Raw genomic sequence first — 14890 nt, forward strand, 5'->3', positions numbered from 1 at the left:
GACATTCCCAATCCACGCCTCCATGAACTCCTGCCCTGGCACTGGAAAGCCCACCAGCAGGTCCACAATACCATCGCCGCCTGAATACGCCCGCGTCTCTCGCCGGATGATTACCGCTTCACCTCCGCCCGGCGCTGTCCTGCCGTATTCAATCTGGACGGAGGGGGTGCGTCCAGATTTGGACCGGCACGAACATGGGGATTTCCCACCTTATCGCTCTCATTGCCGGGAATATCGGCAGCGGGTGATAAACCGGGAGACTCCCGTGTTTCCGATGCTCCAAAGCCCGCCGCCTGTAGCCGCTCAAGGTCATCAAGAACGGCCTGGGGGCTATCGCGGCTCCCCTGTCCGTCCAACTGGAAGCGCAGGCGCACAATCACGTCGGACAGGTCATGGGCCGGGATGAGCTTCTCCACCATGTCGCACAGGTGCCACCGCCGTTTGTCAGCACCGTTGCTCAGGTAATCATATTGGTTGTTCCCGTCCGCCACGTTGCGGTCATCACATAGCCTGTCCCACGCCTCATATTCAGCCAGAGCCGCCGGGATGGTGTCGGGCCACGGGATAGATTGCCCCATCGCCGCCACCACACGCTCGGAAGGGCTGAAATGCGAACCGTCAAACGTATCGGCCTGGTCGCCTGGGTGGACCTCGCGGAATGGCTCAATGGCAGCATCCAGCGCCTTTTCTTCCGCCGTGGGTGCGAACACGGCTTCCTCTGACCCATAGCGGGCAATCACCTCCGCAATCCGGTCTGCGTTGTCGCGCATCCAGCGCCGCCGCTTGGCATCATGCTCCCGCTGGTAAGCCCGCATATGAGCTGGGTTGCCCATGTCATAGAACCTGAGACCCCCCGGTCCCGGCTGGGGCAGGTCATCACCGAACCCGCCATCCGCCAGCAGGCCCGGAATGTCATCCAGCACATAGCCATACGGCTCGATCATTGCGGCGGCGCGGGTCCGGGCGGCGTCTGTCTCGCCTTCTTTACCGCCCTCCGCCAGTGCCCAGACCTTCGCCAGACGCTCAAGATTGATACCGGATTGCGCCATTGCCTGCCCTCGCCCTGTTCAAATTGAACATTACAGGATGGGCGGAGGGTGTACAAGTTGAACAGGACGCCGGGGGACATGTTAAAGGCGTTGGGTTTTGATAACACATCGACCGGACGTGTTAAGGGGTGGGGGGCCTCTGTACCCGCCCTGTAAAAACAGGAGGGCCACCGCTCAAGCACGCTGTTATCAGCATCCCAATCCGCTGTCAGTTACACGGATTACACCTCCATTCCCACCAGATGTAACCAAATCACACGCATTATAATGGCTGTTTTCTGACGATTATTGACGTGGTTACACGGTTACATCAGTTACATCCAAAAACATAGACACCGAACGGACAGCGCAGGTGTAATCCACCCTGTCATGGCCGGTTCCTGTGTAACCCGCAGCAATAAGCAGCCCATTCATCCATCAGGGCACGACGCTTCTCAAACAGGTCGCCCCGCCGGTAAGCCGCCTCCACCTTGTTGCCGACTGCATGGGCAAGCGCCATCTCCACAACCTCATTCGGATAATCGGTTGCTTCCGCAGCCCAGTCCCGGAACGTGGACCGCAGGCCATGCACGGTCACGTCCTTGGTCCCGGCTGCAAGATGCAAAGCCTTGGACAGCGCCACGTCAGTCAGGGGGCGTGATGGCCTGTATCCGGGAAAGACAAAGCCAGTCCCATTTGTCGGCTGGCACAGGCCGTCCAGAATATCCGTGGCAGGCATGGACAGAGGGACACGGTGCAACCGCCCTGCCTTCATCCTCTCCGCCGGTATCGTCCACACACGGGTGGTCATATCAATTTCAGACCACAGGCAGGACCGGACCTCACCAGACCGCGCCGCTGTCAGACAAGCAAAGCGAACAGCTTTGGCCGCCAGGCCGCCGGACATGCTCAGAGCCGCCATGACCGATGCAATGTCCGTCCACGGGATAGCCTTGTGATGCTGGACCTTTGCCACCTTGGACGGGGCAGGAAGCAGTGCAGACAGGTGCCCACGCCATCGGGCCGGATTCTCACCCTCTCGCCAGCCCATGACACGCGCATAATCAAGTATGCGCTCCATGCGGCCCCTCAGCCGCCCGGCTGTCTCTGTCCTGTCTGTCCAGATAGGGCGGAGGGCAGACAACACATCATCGGTATCAACGTCTTTGATAGGCTTGTCCCCAAAGACAGGGAAAACATGGTTGGCAAGCGATCCGGTCCATGTGGCAGCGGCCTTGCGATCCTTCCATGCCGGTGCCTGCTCCGTGATGTATGCCTGCGCCACCTCCGCAAAAGTGCCGCCCTGCTCCATCTTCCGGGCGGCTTTTTCCTTTGCCCGCTCCACCAGGGGGTCAGTGCCTTCCTTAATCATGCGGCGGAGATCCACAGCCCTGTCACGCGCACCGGCCAACGAAAGACCGGGATAGCTGCCAAGGCTCATCTGCCTGCGCTTGCCGGTTGCTGGCGACGTATAGCGCATCTCCCACAGGCGCGATCCCCCAGAGGCCACCAACCACAGGCCACCACCGTCGCATATGCTGCCATCCCTGTGACGTGACACCTGTAGAGCCGTCAGTTGATTGGGTCCGAGTCTGCTCAATCCAGCTTACCCCTCTTATTACCCCCCTTAGAATCGGGGATTGTGTGGGTCATTCTGGGACGCTCTGGGACACTCACGCCAGCAAATACTTAGGAAACCTCATGTTTTGGGCACGCCCTGAAACACTCTGGGACGTGGGTTAGGCGGATTTCGAGTCCGCCATGATCCCCCTGAAAAATTTCGGTAGACCGCGATCTATCAATCCTGTTTGCCAATTTGCCCGGGGCGGCGCACGGGCCATCTGCTTTTTCCCGGTCCTGAACCGCTTCAGGCCATCATCAGGAAAGCTTCAGGAACCGTCGCCTTTTTTGGGGAAAGGCGGCGCATTAAAATTTTTACTGTTTATTATCAATAAATTATTTCAAAACAGGCTTCCAGCCATGCCACGCACTTGCATGTGAGGGAAGATTGGGAATGATGGGGCATAACTGTGCCCTGTGGTGACGGGTAACATATCATCCCCCCTTATGGCACGGTTGCATACATGGCGGTTATGGCCGTCATGATCGGTTCACGAACACGGAGCGTATTCATGACGCAGGCATCTGTTACGGAAACCACCACAATCCGCGGGCTTAAACATCCCGTCTCGCGCATTGCGCTTGGCACATGGGCCATTGGTGGATGGATGTGGGGTGGTCCGGATGACCGAAACGCCATTGCCACCATCCACGAAGCCATTGAGCTGGGCATAACGCTGGTCGATACGGCACCCGTCTATGGCTTTGGCCATTCGGAGGAAATCGTGGGGCAGGCCCTTGCCGGGCGGCGGGACAGGGTGGCGATCGCAACCAAGGTCGGACTGGACTGGAAGGACGACCACAAGCCGTTCCGCAATACCTCGCCGGCCCGCATCCGCAAGGAAATCGAGGATTCGCTACGCCGCCTGCGTACCGATTACATCGACCTGTATCAGGTCCACTGGCCAGATTCCGCCGTGCCGATGGATGAAACCGCCCGCACGCTGGAAGATCTGGTCAAGGAAGGCAAGGTGCTGGCGCTTGGGGTCAGCAACTTCACCATCGCCGAGATGGACGCCTTTCGCGCGGTCGCGCCGCTGGCTGCGGTGCAGCCGCCTTACAACCTGTTCGAGCGCGGGATGGAACATGACATCCTGCCCTATGCACGCCAGCATGACCTGACCATCCTTGCCTATGGCCCGCTGTGCCGTGGCCTGCTGTCGGGCAAGATGACGGCGCAGACGAAATTCGGCCCTGACGATCTGCGCAGCGCGGACCCCAAGTTCCAGCCGCCCCGCTTTGCCCAGTATCTGGAAGCCGTGCGCCAGTTGCAGGATTTCGCGCGTGAGAAGCATGGCAAGTCGCTTCTGGCGCTGGCCATCCGCTGGGTACTGGACCAGGGGCCGACCATTGCCCTGTGGGGCGCGCGCCGCCCGGACCAGATCGCAGCGGTTGCCGATGCCATCGGCTGGCACCTGAATGCGGATGACCTGCGCGAGATCGATACGATCCTTAAATCCTGCATCAAGGACCCGGTCGGGCCGGAATTCATGGCGCCCCCGGGTCGCTGACAGCGTTTCGCCCCCTGATGACCAAAGGCAGGCTGCTCCGCCTCCATTTCATTGCCCATGAAAATGCCCAGGACGGGCTTCTGGCTGCGCAACCGGATGGTACATACAAAAGCGGCGCATGGGGCAAAATGCGGAAAATACTGCCGCAGGTCATCGGGGCCGAAATCCACCTGCACGAAAACCAGCGGGCGGAATCTTGGTGCCGCGGGCGCATTACCGCATGGGAACATGCGGTAAATCATCCCGGCCGCATCACCTTCACATTCATGCCGGACAAAACCATCGCACCCGCCACGGCCCGGCGATGGGGCATGGAACAGGCCCGCGTGTGGGATGGTTGCGACAGTATGGAAAACACCTGACCATGGCAGGCCATCCCGCATGGGAAGGAATTGCGCATATGGGCGACCGGGTTCCCGCACGACGTGCCCGGATCGGCCTGGCGCCATAGGATCGCCGCCTGATCCCACGACATAGCCCGTTCATCGCGTCTGCATTCATATTGACTGAACGGGTATGTCCCGCAAAATCGGCATGAACAGAACGTCAGCCATGCTGATCGCAGCGATTCCCGACCCGGATGGGGCCAAATGGAGTGACCGATGACATCCTTTCCCCTGCGGGGCATGCTTGTGGCCAGCGCCTGCGCGCTTGGTTTCTTCCACCTGCCCTGCATCCTGCGTCCGGCCCATGCGCAGCAGGCGGAAGAACACCATGGCCCCACGGCGGAACAGCGCGCGGAAATCCAGCGCGCGGTGCATGAGGCGATCCAGCAGGACATACGCAAGGTGGCGCAGTACAAGCTGCCCACGGATTTCTTCGCCCGCATGCTGCCCCTGATCCGGCAGATCAGGCGGGCCAACATCGTGCCGCCCACCCAGACCACCAACATGACACTGGCCACCACCATCCGGCGCACGCAGGCCATGCCGCAGCTCCAGGCGATCCTGCAGCAGCATGGCATGTCGGCGGAAGATTTTGTCATGAGCCTGACCACGTTCGAAATGACAAACGCCATGGTCCAGGCGCCCCCGCAGAAGACACAGGACACACCGAAGCTTGATAAGGATAATGTCAGGCTGATCCAGTCCCATCAGGCACTGGCGCAGGCGCTGGTGCATGACATGGATGGCGAAAGCGAACACCTGCAATAACAGGCTGTTCCGGAATCCCGCCGACAGGACACCCGGCAGACAATCAAAAGCTTCACGGAACGTCGCCTTTTTGAAAAAAGGCGGCATTCAAGAACGTTTGTCATCTTTTATCAGCAATACGGGCGTACCAGCATGGCAGATGCCGGGGTGCGGCTCTTGCCAGTCATGCGATCTTTGCGGATATGACCGGCACGACTGGTCACATGCCATTGTAAAGGCTGGTGCGTTGCCAGTCCGGTCATGTGGATAATGGACGGTGTTGGTCATGCAGACCGGAACAGGCGGATCGGACTCTGGGGCGATGGCGGACGACGTACCCGCCCGCAATGGGCTGCGCGCCCGGCTGCATGATATCATGGCTGGCCTGTCGCTGGCCTCCATGAACATTCCGCAGGTTCTGGGCTACACGCGCATTGCCGCCATGCCGGCGGTAACGGGGCTGTACACGGTGCTGCTGCCACTGGTGGCGTTCGCGTGTTTCGGGGCTTCGAAACATCTGGTTGTCGCAGCCGATTCAGCTACCGCCGCCATTTTTTCCAGCGCGGTGGGCCGCATGGCGACACCGGGCAGCGCGCATTACATGGCGCTGGTCAGCATGGTTGCCCTGCTCAGCGCGGGCTTCCTGCTTGTGGCGCGCCTGTTCCGCCTGGGGTTCCTGGCGGATTTCCTCTCCCGCACCGTTCTGGTGGGTTTCCTTGCCGGGGTGGGGTTGCAGGTGGCGCTGGCCATGACGCGCGACATGCTGGGCATCACGACCACGGCGCATAACCCGGTGCTGCAGCTGTTCCAGACACTGTCGCAGCTTGCGTACGTCAATGTCCCGACCCTGCTGCTGTCTGGCTGCATCGTGGCCATCATCATGGCAGGGGACCGGCTGACGCCGCGCGCGCCACTGGCGCTGGTGACCGTGGTGGGCACGATCGTGGCCAGCATGACCTGCGGCCTGTCGCGGTTCGGGATCGAGACCATCGGCCCGATCGCGGGGGGGCTGCCACGCCTGTCCATCCCCGATGTGTCATGGAATGACATGCTGGCGCTGCTGCCGTCCACGACATCATGCGTTTTTGTCATCATTGCGCAGAGTGCCGCGACATCACGCGCCTTTGCCCAGCGCTTCCATGACCCGGTGGATGACAACGCGGATATACTGGGCCTGTGCGCCGCCAACGCGGCGGCGGGGCTGAGCGGGACATTCACCGTCAATGGCAGCCCGACCCAGACCGCGATGGCCGTGCGTGCGGGCGGGCGCAGCCAGCTTGCGCAACTGACATTCGCCATCGTCACGATGCTGGTGCTGGTGTTCCTGACCGCGCCACTGCAGTACCTGCCGCGCTGCGTGCTGGCGTCCATCGTCTTTACCGTAGCACTGGGCATGATCGACCTGCGGGCGATGGCCGCCATCCGGCGTGAAAGCCCCGGCGAGTTCGGGCTGGCGCTGGTCACCGCCGCCGCCGTTGTCGGCATCGGGGTGGAACAGGGCATCTTCCTTGCCATCGCGCTGTCGCTGTTCCGCCATGTGCGGCACAGCTACGAACCCCATACGATGATCCTGCGCCGCGACGGGCAGTCCGGGCTGCTGGAACCCTATGACGTAAGGCCCGGGCAGCAGACCGCGCCGGGGCTGATTGTCTACCGCTTCTGTGCCGACCTGTTCTATGCCAACGCCACGCGGTTCGCGCATGACGTGCGGGTGCTGGTTGACAATGCGCCCACCCCCGTCCGGTGCCTTGTGATCGACGCCAGCGCGATTACGGATATCGACTTTTCCGCCGCAAGCGACCTGCGCGACCTGTTCACGGCCCTGCGGGGGCGGCATGTCACCGTGATATTTGGCCGCGTCACCCCCTACCTGCGGGCCGACATGGACCGCCACCGCATCACCCCGGTCGTCGGGGCGGCCAATATCCATGCGCAGCTTCATACCGCCATCGCGGCGGCGCAGCAGGCGATGGCAGGCAGCGACACGCCCCACCCGTGACACACGCCTCCGCCGGTCATGGCCGCCATCGGTTGTCCATGCCCTGCCAAGGCGATACGATACTGCCGCACACATCATTTCCGGACAGGATGGGAACAGGGCATGCAATGGGGCTGGATCAGTGCGGCAACCACCATCAGTTTCCAGATCCTGTTCATCATCCGCGTTCTGCTCAGGCCACACCGCCAGCCCGCATCACGCGTGGCATGGGTGGCCATTATCGGGTCCCTGCCCATCCTTGGCATGATTGCCTACCTGCTGCTGGGCGAAACCCACCTGAACGAACGGATTCTCCAGCGTATCCGCATGGCCATCAGGCGGCTGCCCGTTCCCGGCAAGACCAGCAACGCGCTGATCGACGCCGAACGTGATTTCGGGCTGCACCCGCGCCTTGCCCCGCTGTTTCGCGTCGGGCAGTCCATCAGCGGCTATCCGCCCATGGGGGGCAATACCGCAACCCTCATGCCGGATTCCGATGCCGCCATCGCCGCCATGGTGCATGACATCGATGCCGCGCGCGCGCATGTGCATATCAGCTTCTATATCTGGCTGTCCGACAATAACGGCATGAAAGTGGTCGAAGCCCTGAAACGCGCGGCAGGGCGCGGTGTGATCTGCCGCGTCATGGCCGACGACCTGGGATCGCGCCGCCTGATCCACAGCCGTCACTGGCGGGACATGCAGGCCGCAGGCGTGCGGCTTGTGCGGGCGCTACCCATCGGCAACCTGCTGCAACGCCCCTTTCGCGGGCGGTTCGACATGCGCAACCACCGCAAGATTGTCGTCATTGACAACCGCGTAACCTATTGCGGCAGCCAGAACTGCGCCGACGCGGCATTCCGGGTCAAGCCGCGCTTTGCCCCATGGGTTGACCTGGTTACACGGTTTGAAGGCCCGGTGGTACTGCAGAACCAGCACCTGTTCGCAACCGACTGGTTCGGCCACACCGACGAAGACCTGACCGAACTGCTGGCCACGGCGCCCATGCCGGCAGGGGACGGCTTCGTGGCCCAGGTCATCGGGACCAGTGCCGCCGTGCGTTATGCCGCGATGCCGGAAGTGTTCGTATCCCTGATGAACGCGGCGGCACGCGACCTGACGGTTACAACCCCCTATTATGTCCCGGACGAACCCATACAGGCCGCCCTGTGCGCGGCCGCGCGGCGTGGCGTGAACACGACGCTTACGGTCCCGACCCGCAATGATTCATGGATCGTCGCCGGCGCCAGCCGCAGCTATTACCGTGAACTGCTGGAAGCAGGGGTCAAGCTGTATGAATACCCGCACGGCCTGCTGCATACCAAGGCGCTGACAGTGGACGGGAAAATGACCATGATCGGGTCCGCCAACCTGGACCGGCGCAGCTTTGACCTCAATTTCGAAAACAATATCCTGTTCGTGGACCCCGCGTTCACGGCTGACATCCATGCCCGCCAGCAGACCTATACCACTGCCGCCACCCCCATCACGCTGGAGATGGTCATGGACTGGCCTAAATACCGCGTCCTGTGGAACAACGTGCTGGCGATGGTTGGCCCCGTTTTGTGAATAGGCGTGATATAATATCGACCCTTGAAAACAGCCATGCCAGAACCGACATCCAGAACAAACGCCCGATCAGTCGCACGGGCAACCTGCATTGAATGGTAACAGGAGAAACCGGATCATGAGTGCCGCTGAAAACCTTCGCAAGCTCAGTCCTGAAGACATTCAGGAAATCACGAAGCATTTTGAAAAGTCCCTGCACCAGCACAAATCCGAACTGCACAAGCAGATCGCGGATCATCTGGCTGGCCTGAAGGGGGAAGTCCGCCTGCATGAAAAGACGATCCCGACCTACTGCAAGGTATTCGGGTTCCTGATCCTGGCGGCAGCGTCCGTGGTCAGCTACGCGTTCGGTCGCAAATCCGCGGAATAATCCGCCCTGTCCGATCTGGCCCGCTGCCTATCCATGGGGCGGGTCAGGAACGGGTCATTTATTGATCCTGGCTGTCGTCGCGGAAGCCGGCGCCGGTGTAGCTGTCGCGGTGGCAGGGGGCGTTGGCGTGGTTTCTTCTGTAGGCACTGGCGGTGTCCTGGGGGAGGAGAATGCGGAAATCGGTCCCAGCGGGCCACGCCTTACATGCCGCATTGACACAACCGGTTTACGCACGCACCCACGTGTCACAATCGAACAGACCCCATCGGACCCGATGATTTCATCATCATCGCCGCTGTAATGCAGGTCCACCACCCTGTCATCCTGGATACGGATATCCGCGATACAGGTCTTGCCCGCGCCGCCTACGGTTGTTTCCGTCAGGTTGACCAGTGTCTGTAGCGGGAAAAACGTTGAATCGTTTGTGGACGGGATGTTCAGCGTGCGCGAATATTCAAATATCTGCACATGATCGTCTATTTTCTTGATCTTGTCGGGAATCCCCACGCATGACTGCACATCCGTGCTGTTCATGCCGATCATGGCAAGCTGCGCGCGATGCGCGGTACGAGAATCCGTATAACCACACCCCGCAAGACCCCCAACAGGCAACAGAACGATACACACGCCACCAACACGCGACAGGAAGGCATGGAAAAGGCGGCTGCTGCGACGGGTCTCGACGGTCATGCGGGTCTGTTACTCCGGTATCGGGCATGGATGTGACGCAGGCGCCACCAATCATTTTTCGCACATACGAAACAAAAATTCATGAAGGAAATCCCGTTTTCCTGCCCTCCATTCATCTGAATGCGCCCGGCATCCGCCATCCCGGCATCTGGTGGCATGGGTTGCGTGTACACCGTCCGGGTTCGGTTTCCCATGTCCGGCTGGTGAATCCGGTGCGTCGTGCCGGTTCGGGCGCTGGCCGTGAGGGCGTGTTGCGGTGATGCTTTCTTCAACAAGCTTCAACATGCGCCGCCTTTTGGGAAAGGCGGCACCTGAATATTTTTATTTTACTTATCAATGATTTATTTTAAAATGGTTTTTTATGCGAGGTCAAAAACAGACCGGCCCGGCAGGGATGGCGCGACCGTATCCGTCGCACGGGGCATGTGATTGTGCATGACACTGGCAATCAGGTCATAATCCTGACGATAGATCTGGCGTATGCGCGCAATCTGGTCCGCATCGGGCATTTCACATTGGCTGCCACCCGCATTGGCATGGCCGATGGGGGCAGACGTATAGGTACGGACAAAATCCTGTATGCGGGGCATGTCATCAAGCATGAACAGGCGATCCACCGCGACCTGCCCATGCTCATCGGTCAGGTACCATGCCTGGGGGCGAAAAATATGGTCCATGTCGTACAGTGAACGGGCATGGGCGATATGGTCCAGCGCGTCGTCAATCCCGCTGAAGGCCATATAGGTCGGGCGAAATCCCTGCGCTACATGTCGTGTGTCGCTACCGCCCGCGCGGGCATAGCGATAGGCGGACATGAAACGCCGCACCGGGTCACGCAGGATGGCAAAGGAAGGGAACCCCGTAAGGTCGGACAGGCGCCGCCGGAAATACCGGATGGTTTCGTGGCCTATATCCATCCCGTACAGGGCGCGCGCCACGGATGTCCCGGCATTCTTGGGCACATGGATGAACAGTACCCCGCACGCGCGCACCATGTCCGCGCGGTTCAGGCGCTTGGGACCGGGGGGATAGGGAATACGGAGCGTGGCCAGACGTTCATGCACGTCACTGGACATTCTGACCCGCAGGATAGGTTGCAGCAGCGTTTGCATGGACGTGTCCGTTCCACGAGGGTTGATGCGATCCGGCAGGGTCTATCCTATATTATCACACCTGCAACATTACGATGTATAAATAAAAGAAACAAAATGAAACAAATTCGTGGAGTCCGTGGGTTATGACGGAACCTGCACAGTATTTCATGAAGGTTTTTTAAAAAATATTCATCCGAACCGTCATTATGGTTTTCAGGATATCTTGACGGCCTGACTTTTTTAAATGGTATTTCATTATTTTATTTCACATTCATCTGGCGGAAATCATATTCCGCACAGCCATCCCCACCATTCCTGCTGCCTGTTCCTGCCGGGCGCGCGCATGGTTTCTGGCGGGATAGGGCTGGTAAAACAAAATATAAATAAATTCGGTATAAGTATTTATTGAAAAGGCAATGGCATAATCCGTATCAGTCTCTTTTTGAAATTCTTTAGATCACGAAGGCGTCAATCCCCATTTCGTGTGTTGCTGACACGAAGGAATCAATTTTAAAAATCAATTCATGTTCCGCATCCTGAAAATAATAGGACGCGCATCACCTGATGGATTGTATTTTTTATATAAAAAATTAGGACCGTTACTATGGGTAATGGCCTGTTTTTATTGTAACCCATCATGGGCGCGCAAACCTGTTGCAGATCAACCTGCACAGGAACAGCCGCATTTACTGGTGCCCCAACCCCATGCCGAACCGCATGAAACGCCAACGGCGTCGCATGCCACGGTCTCGACGCGGCTGAACACGATTTTCCGGACGGAAGGCCTGTCCATCCTGCTGAACAATCGCGAGGACGCGCTGCGCGTCCGTGACCTGTCGGCAGGGTATTACGCCACATCCGAAGCGCCAGGCCATATCCTGCCCCAGATCGGGGCGTTCCGCTCCCGCCTGCAGCGCCAGGGCGTGACATTCTCGTTCACCTACAAGGGCGAGGCGATGGCCGATGTGGGCGGCGGCATATCCCGCGGCATGGATTATGTCCATGAACTGACATTGCAGACCCAGTTTGATCTGGGCCGCCTGTTCGGGTTGAGGGGCTGGACGATCCATACCCTGCTTATGGAACGCGTGGGGCGCGAGGTCTCGCATGACCGGGTGGGCGATTACAATATCAGCCTTATGGAGGTGTACAGCCTGTCCGGGCATTCGGTCGCGCACCTGACGGATATGTACGCACAGAAATCATTCCTGCATAATTCCATCGACGTGGCGTTTGGCCGCATGGCGCTGACCCATGTCTTCGCCACGTCGCCGCTGCTGTGCAGCTTCATGATGACGTGCTCGGCGCCCGTGGCCATCAAGCTTGATGCGGGCTTCAGCGTCTATCCCAAGGCGACATGGGGCGGGCGGGTGCGCCTGCGCCCGACGCGTGACACGATCCTGCAGGTTGGCGCCTACAGCGTCAGCCCGTTGAACGAGGACATCAGTGGCTGGGCCTGGGCGGGCGAAAAAACCACCGGGCTTATGATACCGGTTGAATTCACCTGGCAGCCCTTTTTCGGGTCACGCAAGCTGCCCGGCCATTACGTGCTTGGCTTTGCGCATGACACCACCCGCTATGCCGACAACCTTGGCGACATCCCCGCCGGCAGCACCGTACGCCGTCGCGACGGCGAGGCGCGCGACACCTTCTATGTGGAAGCCGACCAGATGCTGTACCGCAAGGGCGGGCACAACCAGATGGCGGGCGGCTACGCGCTGGCCGGTTATATCCACAACACGCCCGATGTGTCGGTCATATCGGATGAATTCTATGTCGGGTCATCCCTGCTGGGCATCATTCCCCACCGCCCGCATGACCGCTTCGGGCTGATGTATTCCTACTACCGCATGAGTCCGCGCACCGAGCTGGGCCAGGAACTGCGCATGGACGCGGGCATGGCGCTTGGGCCGCACGTCAACGGCCCGCAGACCCATGCCTCCGTTCTGGAAGCCTATTACGGCGTGCCGGTCTATCCCGGCATCCTGGTCCAGCCGGAGTTCCAGTACATGATGCGCCCCGGTGAGACCGCGCACATTCCCAATGCCGAAGTGGTGGGGCTGAAAGTCATCGGCACCCTGTAACCAGCACCCGTTCCCCATGGAACGGGAGGAGAGTCAACATGTTCACCACCCTGAAATCGCTGTTTTCACGCAAATCCACACCGGATGCGGCGCACACCCCCTTTGTCAGCCAGTTACGCCAGATCGTGGGTGACGCCCATGTCCTGACGGACCCGGCACAGACCCTGCCTTTCCGCCGCGGTTTCCGCTTTGGGCTGGGCAACGCGCTGGCGGTGGTGCATCCCGGCACGCTGGTGGAACAGTGGCGCGTGGTGCAGGCCTGCATCCGGGCGGACAAGATCGTGCTGATGCAGGCCGCCAATACCGGCATCACGGGTGGCTCGACCCCCGACGGGAATGATTATGACCGCGACATTGTCATCATAAGCGGCATGCGGCTGAAAAAGATATTTGTCATCGGGGGTGGAAAACAGGTCATCTGCCTGCCTGGTGCCACACTGGACCAGCTTGAGCGCACGCTGGCGCCACTGGGGCGCGAACCGCATTCGGTGATCGGGTCATCATGCATCGGGGCGGCGGTGTTTGGCGGGGTCAGCAACAATTCCGGCGGCGCGCTGGTGCAGCGCGGGCCGGCGTTTACGCAGATGTCGGTTTTCGCGCAGGTGGATGACAGCGGCACGCTGCGCCTGGTCAATCACCTCGGCGTCGAACTGGGCGCCGACCCCGAGGAGATACTGGGCCGGCTGGACCGTGGCGTGATCGCGGAAAACGCCATCAACTGGCATGCGGGAAAGGGCCATGACGACAAGTACGCAACCCATGTGCGCGATGTCGATGCGGACACCCCCGCCCGCTACAATGCCGATCCCGCCCGCCTGTTCGAAGGGGCGGGCTGTGCCGGGCGCATGGCGCTGTTCGCCGTGCGGCTGGACACCTTCCCGGCGGAAAAAAATCCCGCCGTTTTCTACATCGGGACCAACAACCCCGATGAGCTGGAGGACATCCGCCGCCATATCCTGACATCGTTTTCCGAACTGCCGATCGCAGGCGAATACATCCACCGCGACGCCTTCGACATCGCCGAGGAATACGGCAAGGACACCTTCCTCATCATCCGCGCCATCGGCACGCGCCGCCTGCCCATGCTGTTTGCGCTCAAGAACCGCTTCGACCGGCTGGCCGAACGCATTCCTTTCCTGCCCGGCAACATGAGCGACCGGCTGCTGCAGGCCGCAAGCCGTCTGTTTCCCCGCCACCTGCCAAAACGCATGTACGATTTCCGCGACCGTTTCGAACATCACCTGATGCTCAAGGTCAGCGGGCACCTGGCATCGGAAGCCCGGACCTTCCTGGACGGTTTCTGCGCACGCAACGGCACGCGTTATTTCGCCTGCACGCCAGACGAGGGGGCAAAGGCCTTCCTGCACCGTTTTGCCGCGGCCGGCGCCGCCATCCGCTACCGCAGCACGCATCACCGCACGGTGGAGGATATCGTGGCGCTGGATGTGGCCCTGCGCCGCAATGACCGCAAATGGTCGGAAACGCTGCCCTCCGACATTGATCGCAAGCTGATCGTCAAGCTCTATTACGGGCATTTCCTGTGCCACGTCATGCACCAGGACTACATCGTGCGCAAAGGCAATGCCTGCCCCCCGATCGAGGCGCAGATGCTCACTTTGCTGGACCGGCGGGGCGCGCGCTACCCGGCGGAACACAATTACGGGCACCTGTACGCCGCTCCACCGGCCTTGCAGCAGCATTACCGCACGCTTGACCCGTGCAACTGCTTCAACCCCGGTATCGGCAAGACCACCAAGCGCCGTAACTGGCAGGCGCAGAGCGTGTCCTGACCCCGTTCCCATTCGCAGATACT

Annotated in this window: 13 protein-coding genes; 9 read left to right on the forward strand and 4 right to left on the reverse strand. The window is 60.3% G+C overall.

The annotated features are described in order from the left end of the window. Window positions 1–110: 110 nt before the first annotated feature. Together CFR76_RS13520 and CFR76_RS13525 are read right to left on the reverse strand one after the other, a co-directional pair. Entirely contained in the window at window positions 111–1049 is a 939-nt protein-coding gene (locus tag CFR76_RS13520; protein ID WP_208624005.1) for an Lrp/AsnC family transcriptional regulator, read from the reverse strand. Between the two features lie 367 nt (window positions 1050–1416). Continuing rightward, a complete protein-coding gene (locus CFR76_RS13525; protein ID WP_110557502.1) occupies window positions 1417–2628 on the reverse strand; it encodes a tyrosine-type recombinase/integrase in 1212 nt (403 codons plus the stop codon). 532 nt (window positions 2629–3160) lie between these two features. Here CFR76_RS13525 and CFR76_RS13530 point away from each other — a divergent pair. From CFR76_RS13530 to CFR76_RS13555, 6 genes are all read left to right on the forward strand, one after another. Next, window positions 3161–4159, forward strand: a complete 999-nt coding sequence (locus CFR76_RS13530; protein ID WP_110557525.1) for an aldo/keto reductase — start codon at window positions 3161–3163, stop codon at window positions 4157–4159. A 128-nt stretch (window positions 4160–4287) separates the two neighbouring features. Further along, window positions 4288–4521 (forward strand): hypothetical protein, encoded by a 234-nt coding sequence (locus tag CFR76_RS13535; protein ID WP_146222688.1) that lies wholly within the window; start codon window positions 4288–4290, stop codon window positions 4519–4521. A gap of 240 nt (window positions 4522–4761) precedes the next feature. Further along, the gene (locus tag CFR76_RS13540; RefSeq protein WP_110557504.1) at window positions 4762–5313 is read left to right on the forward strand and encodes a hypothetical protein; all 552 of its coding nucleotides are present in this window, start codon (window positions 4762–4764) and stop codon (window positions 5311–5313) included. 265 nt (window positions 5314–5578) lie between these two features. Next, window positions 5579–7291: a SulP family inorganic anion transporter gene (locus CFR76_RS13545; RefSeq protein ID WP_110557505.1), complete on the forward strand. Its 1713-nt coding sequence runs from the start codon at window positions 5579–5581 to the stop codon at window positions 7289–7291. A 102-nt stretch (window positions 7292–7393) separates the two neighbouring features. Then, the gene (gene cls / locus CFR76_RS13550) at window positions 7394–8839 is read left to right on the forward strand and encodes a cardiolipin synthase (protein ID WP_110557506.1); all 1446 of its coding nucleotides are present in this window, start codon (window positions 7394–7396) and stop codon (window positions 8837–8839) included. Window positions 8840–8957: 118 nt separating this feature from the next. Further along, window positions 8958–9209 carry a hypothetical protein gene (locus CFR76_RS13555; RefSeq protein WP_110557507.1) on the forward strand — a complete coding sequence of 84 codons (252 nt, stop codon included), beginning with the start codon at window positions 8958–8960 and terminating at the stop codon, window positions 9207–9209. A 54-nt stretch (window positions 9210–9263) separates the two neighbouring features. Here the strand turns inward: CFR76_RS13555 and CFR76_RS13560 are convergent, their stop codons facing one another. Then, window positions 9264–9899: a hypothetical protein gene (locus tag CFR76_RS13560; RefSeq protein ID WP_244191949.1), complete on the reverse strand. Its 636-nt coding sequence runs from the start codon at window positions 9897–9899 to the stop codon at window positions 9264–9266. Window positions 9900–9925: 26 nt separating this feature from the next. On the opposite strand from CFR76_RS13560, the gene CFR76_RS13565 reads away from it, so the two are divergent. Continuing rightward, window positions 9926–10159, forward strand: a complete 234-nt coding sequence (locus CFR76_RS13565; protein ID WP_110557508.1) for a hypothetical protein — start codon at window positions 9926–9928, stop codon at window positions 10157–10159. 99 nt (window positions 10160–10258) lie between these two features. On the opposite strand, the gene CFR76_RS13570 is transcribed toward CFR76_RS13565, so the two are convergent. Next, complete coding sequence (locus CFR76_RS13570) at window positions 10259–11011, reverse strand: sulfotransferase family 2 domain-containing protein (protein ID WP_110557509.1); 753 nt, start codon at window positions 11009–11011, stop codon at window positions 10259–10261. Window positions 11012–11685: 674 nt separating this feature from the next. On the opposite strand from CFR76_RS13570, the gene CFR76_RS13575 reads away from it, so the two are divergent. Both CFR76_RS13575 and dld read left to right on the forward strand, forming a co-directional pair. After that, complete coding sequence (locus CFR76_RS13575; RefSeq protein ID WP_306309196.1) at window positions 11686–13077, forward strand: carbohydrate porin; 1392 nt, start codon at window positions 11686–11688, stop codon at window positions 13075–13077. A 38-nt stretch (window positions 13078–13115) separates the two neighbouring features. After that, entirely contained in the window at window positions 13116–14867 is a 1752-nt protein-coding gene (gene dld / locus CFR76_RS13580; protein ID WP_244191950.1) for a D-lactate dehydrogenase, read from the forward strand. Window positions 14868–14890 lie beyond the last annotated feature (23 nt).

This window comes from Komagataeibacter swingsii (assembly GCF_003207895.1).
Classification (GTDB): domain Bacteria; phylum Pseudomonadota; class Alphaproteobacteria; order Acetobacterales; family Acetobacteraceae; genus Komagataeibacter; species Komagataeibacter swingsii.

Coding starts and splice junctions, on each gene's coding strand:
- CFR76_RS13520 (WP_208624005.1), bottom strand. CDS start 1,049: ATGGCGCAATCCGGTATCAATCTTGAGCGTCTGGCGAAGGTCTGGGCA.
- CFR76_RS13530 (WP_110557525.1), top strand. CDS start 3,161: ATGACGCAGGCATCTGTTACGGAAACCACCACAATCCGCGGGCTTAAA.
- CFR76_RS13535 (WP_146222688.1), top strand. CDS start 4,288: ATGCGGAAAATACTGCCGCAGGTCATCGGGGCCGAAATCCACCTGCAC.
- CFR76_RS13540 (WP_110557504.1), top strand. CDS start 4,762: ATGACATCCTTTCCCCTGCGGGGCATGCTTGTGGCCAGCGCCTGCGCG.
- CFR76_RS13545 (WP_110557505.1), top strand. CDS start 5,579: ATGCAGACCGGAACAGGCGGATCGGACTCTGGGGCGATGGCGGACGAC.
- cls (WP_110557506.1), top strand. CDS start 7,394: ATGCAATGGGGCTGGATCAGTGCGGCAACCACCATCAGTTTCCAGATC.
- CFR76_RS13555 (WP_110557507.1), top strand. CDS start 8,958: ATGAGTGCCGCTGAAAACCTTCGCAAGCTCAGTCCTGAAGACATTCAG.
- CFR76_RS13560 (WP_244191949.1), bottom strand. CDS start 9,899: ATGACCGTCGAGACCCGTCGCAGCAGCCGCCTTTTCCATGCCTTCCTG.
- CFR76_RS13565 (WP_110557508.1), top strand. CDS start 9,926: ATGGATGTGACGCAGGCGCCACCAATCATTTTTCGCACATACGAAACA.
- CFR76_RS13570 (WP_110557509.1), bottom strand. CDS start 11,011: ATGCAAACGCTGCTGCAACCTATCCTGCGGGTCAGAATGTCCAGTGAC.
- dld (WP_244191950.1), top strand. CDS start 13,116: ATGTTCACCACCCTGAAATCGCTGTTTTCACGCAAATCCACACCGGAT.